Origin of the sequence: Spongiactinospora gelatinilytica, assembly GCF_003236385.1 — a bacterium.
GTDB classification, from domain to species: domain Bacteria; phylum Actinomycetota; class Actinomycetes; order Streptosporangiales; family Streptosporangiaceae; genus Spongiactinospora; species Spongiactinospora gelatinilytica.
Map to the genome: position 1 here is coordinate 1 of NZ_POUA01000203.1, position 13542 is coordinate 13542.

Below are 13542 nucleotides of genomic sequence, written 5' to 3' on the forward strand. Positions count from 1 at the left end.
CCTGGTACACCCCGCCCCGCCCGGAGGTGCCGTTCCGCGAGCGGGCCCAGCGCGACCCCGGACGGCTGCGCATCGGCCTCAACCTCCAGCCCGCGTTCGCCGCCCAGGTGAACCCCGAGGCCGAAGCCCTCCTCCGCCAGGCCGCCGACCTGCTCGCCGACCTCGGGCACGAGGTGGTAGAGCAGCGCGTGCCCGGCCTGGACCAGGAGTGGTTCACCACCCGCTTCGACATCCTGTACGCCACCGGCTCGGCCGACTGCGTGGTCACCGACGAGTCCGCCATCGAACCCCTCAACCGGACCCTCCGCGAGGCCGCCCGCGAGATGGACGCGATGACGTACGTCACCGCGATTCTGGACCTCCAGATCCGGTCGGCCGAGATGTACCGGGCCTGGGACGAGGTGGACGTCCTGCTCACCCCCACCAACCCGGTGCTCGCCCCGCGGATCGGCTCGCTGTGGGAGGGGCAGGAGGCCGACCCGTGGCTGCCGCTGCGCCGGGCCGAGGAGACCGCCTCGCTCACCGTGCTGGCCAACATGCTGGGCCTGCCCGCGATCTCCGTCCCGCTGGTCGAGCGGGACGTGCCGCTCGGCGTCCAGCTCATCGGGGGCCGCCGGCAGGACGGCACCGTCCTCGCCTTGGCCGGGCAGCTCGAACGCGCCCACCCCTGGCGGCACCGCAAGCCCACCGGCCTCCCCCTATGACACTCCTAACCCCAGAGGAACATTCCATGGATTCGGCACCTTCGACGATCATCGATTTCCGCGTGCGGGTGCCCAGCTCTGTCCGGCCCCCGATCGCCGCGGGCGGCGAGGTCTACACGCAGTACGAAGCCGTGCTCGACATCGGCGACGGCTGGCACAAGAGCATGGACGAACTGCTGGCCGAGATGGACCTGGCCGGCATCGGGCACGCCGTGCTGCACGCCGAGTTCGAGCACGGCGACTACGCCGACGCCCTCAACGAGGAGGTCGCCGAGCAGGTGCGGCTGCGCCCTGACCGGTTTTCCGGGTTCGGTACCGTGTCGCTTGAGCCCTTGTCGGTGATGCGCGCGGTACGCCAGGTCGAGCGCGTCGCGGCGCTGGGCCTGAAAGGGATCAACGTGCAGCCGTCCTTCTTCGGCCACGCCATCGATGACCGCCCGCTCTACCCGGTCTACGCCAAGGCCACCGAGCTCGGCCTGGCGGTGGCCGTCCACACCGGCGTCAACTACTCGCGCCGCCACCCCATCGAGGCCGAGCGTCCCGTCCGGCTGGACCAGGTCGCCTGCGACTTCCCCGAGGCGACCCTGATCGCCTGCCACGGGGCCTGGCCGTGGGTGCCGGAGATCGTCGCCGTGGCCCGCCGCCACCCCAACGTGCTCATCGACTTCGGCGGCCTCGCGCCGAAGTACCTGGGCGTGCCGGGGTCGGGCTGGGAGATGATGAGGCACTTCATGGACCGGCTGCTGCGCCACCAGATCCTGTTCGCCACCGACTGGCCGGTCTTCCCGCACGGGCGGGCCCTCGCGGAGTGGCACGGCCTCGGCCTGCGCGCCGAGACGCTGGACGCGCTGCTGCACGACAACGCCAAGCGGCTGCTGTCGCCCCGTGAGGAGGCTGTCCTGACATGAGCGTTCCCCGGTTGCCGCGCGTCACCGACTATGTCGGGCACTGGGCGCAGCGTCATCCCGGCCGGGAGGCCCTTGCCGGTGAAGGCGGGCGCTGGACGTACGCGCGGCTGCGCGACGATGTGGACCGCTGCGCGGCGGCGCTGCTGGCCGCCGGCGTACGGCGCGGCGACCGGGTCGCGCTGATCGGCGATCCGCAGCCCGAGTGCTTCGTGGTCTTCCTGGCCACCGCGAGCATCGGCGGCATCTGGGTGGGGCTGAACCCGAAGTACACCACCGCGGAGCTGACCCATGTGATCGCCGACAGCGAGCCCGCGGTGCTGTTCTCGATGATCGACCAGGGCGAGTCCCGCCTGGCGGCGCTCGCCGCCGCCCGGCCGATACCGGTCGTCACCCAGGGCCGCGAGATCATCGGCCTCTCGGTCTCCTACAAGTCCTTCGTGGACGCGGGGGCCGGCGTGCCCGGGGAGGATCTGGCCGCGGCCCGCCGCGAGGTCGAACCGGCGGACCCGGCGGCGATGATCTACACCTCGGGCACCACCGGGCGGCCCAAGGGCGCGCTCGTCCCGCACCGCGGCCTGGCGTACTGCGGCGTGGTACAGGCCGGGCGCTGGTACGGCGGGGCCCCGCGCAAGCTGTGCGACCTGCCGCTCAACCACATCGGCGGCCTCGGCGACATCAGCACGTCGGTCCTGGTCGCCGGGGGCACGATCGTCTACCTGCCGCGCTTCGACGCGGCGGGCACGCTGCGCACGGTGGAGCGGGAACGCCTGACCCACCTGTACTGCATCCCCACCCAGTTGCTGGCGATGGTCGCCACGCCGGACTGGCGGGAGCGGGACCTGAGCTCGCTGGAGTACATCATCTGGGGTGGGGCCGCCGCGCCGCTGAGCCTGCTGAAGATCCTGGCGGAGATCGGAGCCAAGCTGGCGACCAGCTACAGCCTCACCGAATCGACCGGCTCGGTGACCTACACCGACCCGGACGACTCGCTGGAGACGATGTCCTGGAGCGTGGGCCGGGTGGACCCGCACTACGAGGTGACGCTGCGCCGGGCCGACGGCCTGCCGTCCGCGCCGGGCGAGGCCGGCGAACTCCTCATCCGGGGCGACTTCATCACCCGTGGCTACTTCCGCGACCCGGCCGCGACCAGGGCCGCGATCGACGAGGACGGCTGGCTGCACACCGGCGACCTGGCGACGGAGGAGCAGGGCGGCCACATCCGCCTGGTGGGCCGGTTGAAGGAGATGTTCAAGTCCGGCGGTTACAACGTCTACCCGCGCGAGATCGAGATCGCGCTCGAAGAGCATCCGGCCGTGGCGCTCACCGCCGTGGTCGGCGTGCCGGACGAGCGCTGGGGCGAGGTCGGCCACGCGTTCGTGGTCGCCCGCGCCCCGGTGACCGAGGCCGAGCTGCGTGAGCACGCCCGCGCGCGGCTGGCCAACTACAAGGTCCCCAAGGTGTTCCGGCTGGAGACCGAGCTGCCCAAGCTGGCGGTCGGCAAGGTCGACAAGGTGCGACTGCGCCGGCTGGCCGCGTCCTGAAAGAGCCGGTCGAGACCTGAAAGAGAGAAGAGCAATGTCGGACATCCGCGTCCTGCGGAATTTCATCGACGGCGAGTCCATCGATCCGATCGAGGGGCAGACCATACCCGTGGACAACCCGGCGACGGGCGAGATCATCGCCCACAGCCCGGGTTCGGGGGCCGCCGACGTCGATCGGGCGGTGGCCGCCGCCAAGGCGGCCTTTCCCCGCTGGTCCGGTACCACCCCGGGCGAACGCGCGCTCGCCCTGCTCCACCTGGCGGACATCGTCGAGGAGCACGGCGACGAACTGGCCGAGCTGGAGTCCGCGGAGACCGGCAAGCCGCTGCACGTCGCGCGGAGCGAGGAAATCGGCACCATGTCCGACAACCTGCGCTTCTTCGCCGGCGCGGCGCGCAACCTGGAGGGCAAGGCGGCGGGCGAGTACGTCGAGGGCTACACCTCCATGATCCGCCGTGAGCCGGTCGGCGTGGTCGGCCAGATCACGCCCTGGAACTACCCGATGACCACGGCGGTGTGGAAGCTCGCCCCGGCGCTGGCCGCCGGCTGCACGACCGTGCTCAAGCCGGCCCCCACCACGCCGTCCACCACGGTCCGGCTCGCCGAGCTGGCCGCGGCCGTGCTGCCGCCCGGCGTGCTCAACGTCGTGGCGGGCGGCAACGACCCGGGGGCCGCGCTGGTCGAGCACCCCGACGTCGAGCTGATCTCGCTGACCGGGTCGGTGGAGACGGGCATCTGGATCGCCGAGCACGCGGCCCGGACGCTCAAGCGCGTCCACCTGGAGCTGGGCGGCAAGGCCCCGGTGGTGGTCTTCGACGACGCCGACCTGGAGTCGATGCTGGAGATCGTCGCGGGGGCCGGTTACTACAACGCGGGCCAGGACTGCACGGCGGCCACCCGGGTTCTGGTCGCCGACGCCCTGTACGACGAGGTCGTGTCCGGCCTGGCGGCGCAGGCGGGCAAGTTCGTGATGGGCGACACCCGCTCCCCGGAGACCACGCTCGGCCCGCTCAACAGCGGCGTCCAGCGCGAACGGGTGGCCGGGTTCGTGGACCGCCGTCCCGCGCACGCCGAGATCGTCACCGGTGGCCGCGCGCCCGACGGGCCCGGCTACTTCTACGAGCCCACGGTCATCGCGGGCCTGCGGCAGGAGGACGAGCTGATCCAGCGGGAGATCTTCGGCCCGGTCATCACGGTCCAGCGATTCTCCACCGAGGAGGAGGCGGTGGCGATGGCCAACGGCACGCCGTACGGCCTGGCCTCGTCGGTGTGGACCCGCGACGTCGGCCGCGCCCTGCGGGTGTCGAAGGAGCTGCGGTTCGGCGGCGTCTGGATCAACGATCACGTCCCGCTCGCGTCGGAGATGCCGCACGGCGGCTACAAGCGGTCGGGGTACGGCAAGGACCTGTCCTCGTACTCGCTTGAGGACTACACGCACGTCAAGCATGTGATGGCCAGCCTGCGCTGAGCCGAGGTGCCCTCGTCGGGGGACTGGAGAGGCACGCCGCTAGATTTTATAGAACGTTCAATTTACAGGTGGGCCAATATGAGGATCAAGATCACGGCGTGCCTCCTGCTCGCGATGACCCTGGCTGCCGGCGGCTGCGGAACCGCCGAACCTCCCGCCGACGACCCTTCGGGGCGCGGCGGGAGCCTCACCATCCTGCGTGCCGCCGACATCGACGGCTGGGACCCCGACAAGGCCATCCAACTCGCCACTTTCCAGACCCTGCCCCAGGTGATGGAGGGGCTGGTCCGCCCCTCGCTCGACGGGGCCTCGATCCAGCCCGGCCTGGCCGAGAAGTGGACGCTCGACGCCAGGGCCAAGACCATCACCTTCACCCTGCGCAAAGGGCTGACCTTCAGTGACGGGACGCCGCTGACCTCCAAGGACGCGGCGTTCTCGGTCGGCCTGTGGCGCAAGGGGCTGTCCATGGGCACCCTCTACGGGGCCATCACCGGCACCGCCACCCCCGACGACCGGACCCTCGTCATCAAGATGAAGAAGGCGAGCACGTTCACGCTCGCCTGGCTCGGCAACGGGTCCTCGATCGTCGTGCCGAAGGACTTCGGCGGCAAGAGCCGCGCGGACTTCTTCACCAAGCCCGTCGGGGCAGGGCCGTTCGTGGTGTCCTCCTACCAGCCGGGACAGCGCCTGGTACTGGAACGCAATTCCCGCTACCACGACCCCGCCCGGCCGTACCTGGACCGCCTCGTCTACGACGTGGTGGCCGACCCCAACCAGCAGCTCCTGCGGTACCAAAGCCGCCAGGCCGACGCCATCGAGGCCGTCCCGCTCGACCTGGCCGCCCAGATACCCGAAGAGGAACGGGTGCTGGTCCACCCCTCGGCCACCATCCACGGCATCTTCGTCAACGCCACCAAGGCTCCGGGCGACGACATCCACTTCCGGCGCGCGGTGAGCCTGGCCATCGACCGCGCCCGGTACGCCCAGGCGGTGTTCGGCGGGCTGGCCGCGCCCGCGACCGGCGGCCTGCCGCCCCGGGTGCAGGGGTCGGTCGGGTGCGGCTGCACCTACGAGACCGGGATCGACAAGGCCAAGGCCGAGCTGGCCAAGTCCTCCTACCGCCCGGGGACGAAGGTGGAACTGGTGGTCGACGCGACCACCCCGTTCTCCACCCGGGCCGGCGAGACCGCGGCGGCGCAGCTCCGCGCGATCGGCATCGACGTCGATCTCCAGAAGCTGGAGGTCCAGGTGCTCGTGGACCGGCAGGCCAAGGGGGCCTACCACCTGTCGCTGGGCGAGGTCGGCAGCGTGTCCCCGACCGTGGGCGACATCTTCGGCCTGATCGTGGCCACCGGCGGGCTGTACTCCGGCCTGCCCATGAAGACCATCGAGGACGCCTTCGACCGGCTGGAGGTGGCGCGTACCGACGAGGAGCGCGGGGCCGCGGTACGGGTCGCCGAGACCTGGATCCACGACAACCTGCCCTACATCCCCACCGCCTTCCCCGACCGGCTGTTCGCCGTGTCGCCGAAGGTCAAGGGGCTCAAGGTCACGCCCTTCCTGTCCTACCCCGCCGACCTGCTCCAGGCGGGCTGAGCATGTCGGCCGGACGGCTGCGCTTCGTGGCCGCCAGGCTGGTCCAGGTACTGCCGGTGCTGACCGCGCTACTGCTCATCGTCGTCCTGCTCCAGCAGTTGATGCCGGGGGACCCGGCCCGGGTGATGGCCGGGCCGCGGGCGACCGTTGAGCAGGTGGCGCAGGTCCGCCGGGACCTGGGCCTCGACCAGCCGATCTTCCTGCAGTTCTGGGCCTACCTGACGAACCTCGCCGAAGGCGACCTCGGCCGGTCCAACCGGACCGGAATCCCGATCTCGGCCATCGTCGGCGACCGCGCGGGCGCCACGTTGTGGCTGATGGCGGGCGGGCTCATCGTCAGCACCGCGCTGGCCGCGCCCGCCGCGCTGCTGATGGCGCTGCGCCCGCGATCGGTGGCGGCCAGGATCTGCGCGCGCTCGCTGACCATCCTGGTCAACTGCCCGCCGTTCTGGATCGGCCTGATGCTGGCCTCGGTGCTGGCGCTGCGCACCGGCTGGCTGCCGGTCGGCGGCTTCGGCGAGACCTTCGGCGAACGGCTGCGTTCGATGGTCCTGCCGTCGCTCACCATCGGGCTGGCCGCGATGCCGCTGCTGGCCCGCAGCGCGGCGGGCAGCCTGCGCCAGGTGCTCGCGGCCGACCATGTGACGACCGCGCGTTCGCTGGGGATCACCGGATGGCCGCTGGTGCGGCGGCACCTGCTGCGCAACGCGATGCCGCCGGCCGTCACGCTGCTGTCCGTCCAGGCCGCGGCGCTGCTGTTCGGCGCGGTCGTCGTGGAGCAGACCTTCGGCCTGCCCGGCCTGGGCGCCGAACTGGTCAGCGCCGCAGGTCAGCGGGACTTCCCGGTGGTCCAGGCGCTCACGCTGATCTTCGGCTGCGGCATCATCCTGATCAACCTGCTCGCCGACCTGTCGGTCGCGCTGCTCGACCCGAGGACGACCTGGCGATGACGGCGGTGACCTTCTTCCGTGCCCGCTTCCGGGCGCGCCGCGGCGGCGGCCGGGTGCGCTGGGTCGCGGTGACGCTGCTGGCCCTGGTGATCCTCGCGGCGATCTTCGCGCCCGTGCTGAGCCCGGACGACCCGGCGCGGCAGACGCTGGACCAGCTCCGGCCGCCGAGCGCCGACCACCCGCTCGGCACGGACGCGCTCGGCCGCGACGTGCTGTCCCGGATGCTGTACGCGCTGCGCACCGACCTGCTGCTGATGGTGTTCGCGGCGGGCCTGCCGATGCTGGCCGGCACGGTGATCGGCGCGCTGGCCGGATACCACGGCGGGTCGCTGGACGCGGCGGTGCGCTGGGTGGCCGACATCTTCCAGGCGCTGCCCGTGTACGTCCTGCTGATCGCGTTCGTGTTCGTGCTCGGGCCGGGGACGCCGTCCCTGCTGGTCGCGTTCGGCACGCTGGGCTGGATCGTGTACGCCCGGCTGATCCGGACCGAGGTGCGCCGGGTACGCGAGCGCGACTACGTCTCGGCCTCCTACCTGCTGGGCCTGTCGCACACCACGGTCCTGGTCAGGCACGTACTGCCGAACTCGCTGCGGCAGTCGCTGGTCTACCTGACCACGGACATGGGGCTGGCGCTCCAGGGCATCGCGGTCCTGTCGTTCTTCGGGCTGGGGGTCGAGGCCGGCACCCCGGAACTCGGCGCGATGGTGGCCGAGGCCCAGGTACTGCTGCGCAGCCACTGGTGGCTGGCGGCGTTCCCGGGACTGATGATCATCGTGATCGGGTCGAGCGTCGCGGCGCTCGCCGATCGGTTCAACGAGGACGGGGAGGCGGGATGACGCTGCTCGCCGTGGACGAACTGCGCGTGTCCGTACGTCGGCGCGGTACCGAGCTGACCGTGCTCGACGGGGTCTCCTTCGCGGTCGGGGCCGGGCAGTGCCTGGGCATCGTCGGCGAGTCGGGCTGCGGCAAGTCGCTCACCCTGCGCGCCACGATGGGACTGCTGCCGCCCGGCGCCACGCGCACCGGCGGTGACATCCGCGTGGGCCGCAGCGGGCTCGCGATGGTCTTCCAGGACTCCCACGCCTCCCTGGACCCCACCATGCGCGTCGGGACCTTCCTCGCCGACGTCGTGCGGCGGCGGCGCGGCGGCACGCGGGCCGCCGCCCGGCGGCAGGCGGCGGAACTGCTCGCGGCCGTCGGGGTGCCGGACCCGGACCTGCGGCTACGGGCCTACCCGCACGAACTCAGCGGCGGCACCCGGCAGCGGGTGTCGATCGCGCTGGCCCTGGCCACCGACCCGCGCGTACTGCTCTGCGACGAGCCGACCACCGCGCTGGACGTGACGTTGCAGGCCGAGATCCTGCGGCTGCTGGACACCGCCCGCGCCGAACGAGGGCTCGGCGTGGTGCTCGTCAGCCACGACGTGGCGGTCATCCGCCAGGTGGCCGACGTGGTGGCGGTGATGTACGCCGGGCAGATCGTCGAGGCGGGCCCGGCCGCCGACGTACTGGACCGGCCGCAGCACCCCTACACCCGGGCCCTGATCGGCGCGGTGCCCAGCCTGGACGGGCCGGTCGGCCCGTTCCGCCCGATTCCGGGCGCGCCGCCCGACCCGGCGGTCTACACCCCCGCCTGCCGTTTCCTGCCGCGCTGTGGCCATGGGGACGCGGCCTGCCGTGGCCCGGTGCCCGGCGTCCACGCGCTCGACCTGCGGCACCGCTCGTCGTGCGTGCAGCACTCGACTCATCACAAGGAGCGCACATGAGCGAGCCGATACGCGTGGAGAACCTGACCGTGACCTACGCCGTGCGGACCGGGCTGCTGCGGTCCCGCGACGTCCTGGCGGTGGACCGGGCCGACCTGACGCTCGCCAGGGGCGAGATCCTCGGGCTGGTGGGGGAGAGCGGGTGCGGCAAGTCGACGCTCGGCCGGGCGATCGTCGGCCACGCCCGCCCGGCGTCCGGCCGGGTCCTACTGGACGGCCTGCCCACGCCGAGGCGGCGGCCACCGGGCATGCGCCGCCGGGTCCAGATGATCTACCAGGACCCGGGATCGTCCCTCGATCCGCGTCGCACGGTGTTCCAGACGCTGGCCGAGCCGCTGCGCGCGCACCGCGCGGTCCCCGCCGACCAGGTCGGCCCCCGGGTCCGCGAACTGCTCGGCATGGTCGGCCTGGGCCAGGAGCACCTGCGGGTACGGCCGCGCGAACTGTCCGGTGGGCAGCGCCAGCGCGTCGCCATCGCGCGGGCGCTCGCCGTGGAGCCGGACGTGCTGGTCGCCGACGAGGCGGTGGCCGCGCTGGACGCGTCCGTGGCGGGGGCGGTGCTCAACCTGCTGCGCGAGCTGCGCGAACGGCTCGGCCTGACGGTGCTGTTCATTTCCCACGACCTGGCCACGGTACGCGGGCTGTGCGACCGGGTCGCGGTGATGTACCTGGGGTCCATCGTGGAGGAGGGGCCGGTCGCGGAGATCTTCGCGAGCCCCGGCCACCCGTACACGCACGTACTGCTCGACGCGGTGCCCTCGCGCGAGCGGCGGCGGCCCGGAGGCGCGCCGCTGGGCGAGCCGCCGAGCCCGCTGCACCTGCCGCCCGGCTGCCGCTTCCATCCGCGCTGCCCGGCAGCGGAGGAGCGCTGCCGCACGACCGCCCCGCCGGAGGTGCGGCGGGGCGGTCGGCGGGTCGCCTGTCACCTGGCCTATGAGGGGGTCTGAGCGGTCTGCTGGGCCCAGGACGGGCCGTAGGAGCGGGACAGGGCGTCCCGCATGAACCGGGTCACATCGGCAGGGGCCTTCTCCACCGAGCCGGAGTCGTGCGGCGGCTGCGGGTCGTACTCGATGCCGAGCTGCACCGCCTGGGCGTACCAGGCGCCCTGGAGCCGGTCGCAGACCGTCAGGGCCATGTCGATGCCGGACGAGACCCCGGCCGCCGTGATGATCTTCCCGTCCTCGACCACCCGCTCCGACACCGGCTCGGCGCCGAAGCAGCGCATGCTCTCCAGCTCGTACCAGAAGGTCGTGGCGCGGCGGCCCTGGAGCAGGCCGGCCGCGCCGAGCAGCATCGAGCCGGTGCAGACCGAGGTCGTCCAGATGGTGGTCTCGTGTACCTGGCGCAGCCAGGACAGGATCGTCTCGTCGGCCAGGTAGCGCGTGGTGGTGCTGCCGCCGGAGACCACCAGCAGGTCCGGCCGCGGCATGCTGTCCAGCGGCTCGGCGACGAGCCCGAAGCCCGGCTGGTCGGCGGCGACCATCCCCGGCGTCGCGGACACGAATCGCACCTTGGGGTCCGGCAGGCGGCTCAGCACCTCGAACGGCCCTGTCACGTCCAAGGCGGTGAATCCGTCGTAGATGAAGATGGCGACGTCCACGTTCGGCACCTGCTCTTCCGTTGATTTTATCGTTCGATCGATTAAACTCCCCCCATGGTAAGCGCCAGGAACGTCCCAGACCAGCTCGTGCGCGCGGATGTCGCGGTCATCGGCGGGGGCACGGCCGGGGCGGTCGTCGCCGGGCGGCTGATCGAGAACACGTCCCTGTCCGTGGTGGTCATCGAGGCCGGGCCGGACTACGGGCCGCTGGCCGCCGGGCACTGGCCGCGCGAACTGCTGGACAGCACGACGCTGCCGGAGACGCACGACTGGGGCTACCGCGGCCCCGGCGCGGCTCCCGGCGCCGAGCTGGCGTTCGAGCGGGCCCAGGTGATCGGCGGCTGCTCCGCGCACAACGGCTGCTCGCAGACTGCCGGACTCGCCTCCGACTACCTGGCGTGGGGGCTGTCGTGGACCGGGGAGACGCTGGCCGGGGCGTTCAAGGAGAGCGCGGCCCGGCTGCGCGTCCGGCGCGACGACGACGACCAGCTCACGCCGTTCCATGCCGCGGCGATGGCCGCCATGGTCGAGTGCGGCCTCCCGCGCACCGACGACCTGGACGACCTGTACGGCGGCGCCGGCTGCGGCCCCTCACCGGTGAACAACCCCGGCGGCGTGCGCTGGAACACCGGGTTCGCCTACCTCGATCCGGTGCGCGGGGAGAACCGGCTGCGGGTCATCGACCGGGCGGTGGCCGACCGGCTGGAGTTCGGCGGTTCGGCGGTGCGCCGGTTGCACCTGCTGCGCGGCGGGGAGCGGCTGGTGGTCGAGGCCGATCGGTTCGTGCTGTGCGGCGGCGCGTACGGCAGCCCGGAGGTGCTGCTGCGCAGCGGCGTCGGCCCGGCCGACGAGCTGCGCGCGCTCGGCGTACGGCCCGCCCTCGACCTGCCCGGCGTCGGCCGCAACCTGCACGACCACCCCATGGCCGAACTCCGCTTCGCGGCGGGCGACGAACTCGCCCGCAGGCTCACCGACCACGCGCGGCTGCGGCCCCTGCCGGACGAGCAGGTGATCGGCAAGGCCCGCTCGGCCGCCGGTCGCGAGCCGTACGACCTGCACCTGCTGCCCTGGACCGGCCGCACGGACGACGGCTGGATGTGCGTGCTGCCCGCCGCCTGCCTCACCCCGCGCTCGCGCGGCGCGCTCCGGCTCACCTCGCCCGACCCGCTGGCCAGGCCCGCCATCGACCACGGCTACCTGACCGACGACGCCGACCTCGCGGCGCTGCGGGCCGGCGTCGAGCTGTGCCGGGACATGGCGGCCTCGGCGGCGCTCGGGCCGCTGCTCGGCGCGCCGCTGGACGAGTTCACCGCCGACCCGCGGCCGAGCGCGGAGCTGCTGCGCGCGTCCGCCGCGCACTACTGGCACCCGGTGGGCACCTGCGCCCTCGGCCCCGACCCGTCGGCGGGCGCGGTGGTGGACCCGGCCGGGCGCGTACACGGCAGCGACAACCTGTGGGTCATCGACGCCTCGATCATGCCGGTCATCCCGCGGGCGACCACCAATCTGCCCGTCGTGGCCCTCGCCGAACATCTCGCCGGCGCACTGGCCGATAATGGGTGGCCGGGGAGTGGCCTATCGTAATCATCCGATACAGTGAACCGGCCTTGTCCATTACTGATCTTGGAGGAGGCGCGGACGATGACCGTGAGAACGTCCGAGGACACAGCCAGCTTCGCCGATCTGACCCTGCGGCCCGAGCTGCTCAACGCCCTGTCCACGCTGGGCTACGAGGAGCCCACCCCGATCCAGTGCGAGGCGATCCCGCCGTTGCTGGACGGGCGCGACCTGCTCGGGCAGGCGGCCACCGGCACCGGCAAGACCGCCGCGTTCGCGCTGCCGGTGCTCCAGCGCATCCCGCCGCGCGACGGCGAGGGCGACCCGGTGGCGCTGGTCCTCGTGCCCACCCGCGAGCTGGCCGTGCAGGTGTCGGAGGCGTTCCACCGCTACGGCCGCGACCTCGGCACACGCACCCTCCCGATCTACGGCGGGGCCCCGATCGGCCGCCAGTTGCAGGCGCTCAAGCGCGGCGTGGACGTCGTGATCGCGACCCCCGGGCGGGCGCTCGACCACATCGCCAGGGGCACCCTCCGGCTCGGCGGCGTGCGCACGGTCGTGCTGGACGAGGCCGACGAGATGCTCGACATGGGCTTCGCCGACGATATCGAGGAGATCCTCCAGGCGACCCCCGAAGACCGCCAGACGGTGCTCTTCTCGGCGACGGTCCCGCCCCGCATCAACGGCATCGCCCGCCGCCACCTGCGCGATCCGATCCGCATCGAGATCCGGCGCGAGCCCGCCGAGCCCGGCACCGCCCCGCTGGTACGCCAGAGCGCCTACGTCGTCGCCCGCGCGTACAAGCCCGCGGCGCTCGGCCGCCTGCTCGACGTCGAGGCCCCCACGGCCGCCCTGGTCTTCTGCCGCACCCGCGAGGAGGTCGACCAGCTCACCGAGACGCTGAACGGGCGCGGCTACCGCGCCGAGGCACTGCACGGCGGGATGAGCCAGGAGCAGCGCGACCGGGTGATGGCCCGGCTGCGCAACGGCACGGCCGACCTGCTGGTCGCCACCGACGTGGCCGCCCGCGGCCTCGACGTCGAACAGCTCACCCACGTCGTCAACTACAACGTGCCCTCCGCGCCCGAGTCGTACGTCCACCGCATCGGCCGCGTCGGCCGGGCCGGGCGCGAGGGCGTCGCGCTGACCTTGGCCGAGCCGCGCGAGCACCGCATGCTCAAGGCCATCGAGCGGGCGACCGGGCAGCGGATCACCGTCGAGAAGATGCCGACGGTCGCCGACCTGCACGCCCGCCGCCTGGAGCTGACCCGGGCCGCGCTGGAGGAGACCCTGCTCCAGGACGACCTGGAGACCTACCGCGTCGTGATCGAGTCACTGACCGACGAGTTCGAGCTGATGGACGTGGCCCTCGCCGCGGTGAAGCTCACCCACGAGTCCGGCGGCGGCTCCCTCGACGAGGAGGAGATCCCCGAGCCCGCCCAGCGCCCCACCC

General features: G+C 72.6%; 12 protein-coding genes. 11 read left to right on the top strand and 1 reads right to left on the bottom strand.

The features are described 5' to 3' along the window. From C1I98_RS23400 to C1I98_RS23440, 9 genes are all read left to right on the top strand, one after another. The coding region (locus C1I98_RS23400) for an amidase family protein (protein ID WP_267898068.1) at positions 1 to 704 on the top strand (704 nt) is incomplete at its 5' end. 26 nt (positions 705 to 730) lie between these two features. Further along, positions 731 to 1612 (top strand): amidohydrolase family protein, encoded by an 882-nt coding sequence (locus tag C1I98_RS23405; RefSeq protein ID WP_111169578.1) that lies wholly within the window; start codon positions 731 to 733, stop codon positions 1610 to 1612. Next, a complete protein-coding gene (locus tag C1I98_RS23410) occupies positions 1609 to 3153 on the top strand; it encodes a class I adenylate-forming enzyme family protein (RefSeq protein WP_111169579.1) in 1545 nt (514 codons plus the stop codon). Before C1I98_RS23405 ends, C1I98_RS23410 begins: the two co-directional genes overlap by 4 nt. A gap of 34 nt (positions 3154 to 3187) precedes the next feature. Beyond that, positions 3188 to 4621, top strand: coding sequence for a gamma-aminobutyraldehyde dehydrogenase (locus tag C1I98_RS23415; protein ID WP_111169580.1), 1434 nt, complete (start codon positions 3188 to 3190; stop codon positions 4619 to 4621). A gap of 78 nt (positions 4622 to 4699) precedes the next feature. Further along, positions 4700 to 6217, top strand: a complete 1518-nt coding sequence (locus C1I98_RS23420; protein WP_111169581.1) for an ABC transporter substrate-binding protein — start codon at positions 4700 to 4702, stop codon at positions 6215 to 6217. A 2-nt stretch (positions 6218 to 6219) separates the two neighbouring features. Continuing rightward, positions 6220 to 7167: an ABC transporter permease gene (locus C1I98_RS23425; protein WP_111169582.1), complete on the top strand. Its 948-nt coding sequence runs from the start codon at positions 6220 to 6222 to the stop codon at positions 7165 to 7167. Beyond that, positions 7164 to 8003, top strand: coding sequence for an ABC transporter permease (locus C1I98_RS23430; RefSeq protein ID WP_111169583.1), 840 nt, complete (start codon positions 7164 to 7166; stop codon positions 8001 to 8003). Before C1I98_RS23425 ends, C1I98_RS23430 begins: the two co-directional genes overlap by 4 nt. After that, entirely contained in the window at positions 8000 to 8932 is a 933-nt protein-coding gene (locus tag C1I98_RS23435; RefSeq protein WP_111169584.1) for an ABC transporter ATP-binding protein, read from the top strand. Before C1I98_RS23430 ends, C1I98_RS23435 begins: the two co-directional genes overlap by 4 nt. Continuing rightward, positions 8929 to 9879, top strand: a complete 951-nt coding sequence (locus C1I98_RS23440; protein ID WP_111169585.1) for an oligopeptide/dipeptide ABC transporter ATP-binding protein — start codon at positions 8929 to 8931, stop codon at positions 9877 to 9879. Before C1I98_RS23435 ends, C1I98_RS23440 begins: the two co-directional genes overlap by 4 nt. On the opposite strand, the gene C1I98_RS23445 is transcribed toward C1I98_RS23440, so the two are convergent. Next, positions 9864 to 10532 (bottom strand): DJ-1/PfpI family protein, encoded by a 669-nt coding sequence (locus C1I98_RS23445; protein ID WP_111169588.1) that lies wholly within the window; start codon positions 10530 to 10532, stop codon positions 9864 to 9866. The two genes, C1I98_RS23440 and C1I98_RS23445, sit on opposite strands and share 16 nt — an antisense overlap. Positions 10533 to 10586: 54 nt before the next feature. Between C1I98_RS23445 and C1I98_RS23450 the strand changes: the two genes are divergently transcribed. Together C1I98_RS23450 and C1I98_RS23455 are read left to right on the top strand one after the other, a co-directional pair. Then, a complete protein-coding gene (locus tag C1I98_RS23450; RefSeq protein ID WP_111169586.1) occupies positions 10587 to 12116 on the top strand; it encodes a GMC family oxidoreductase in 1530 nt (509 codons plus the stop codon). 57 nt (positions 12117 to 12173) lie between these two features. Beyond that, the coding region (locus C1I98_RS23455) for a DEAD/DEAH box helicase (protein ID WP_111169587.1) at positions 12174 to 13542 on the top strand (1369 nt) is incomplete at its 3' end.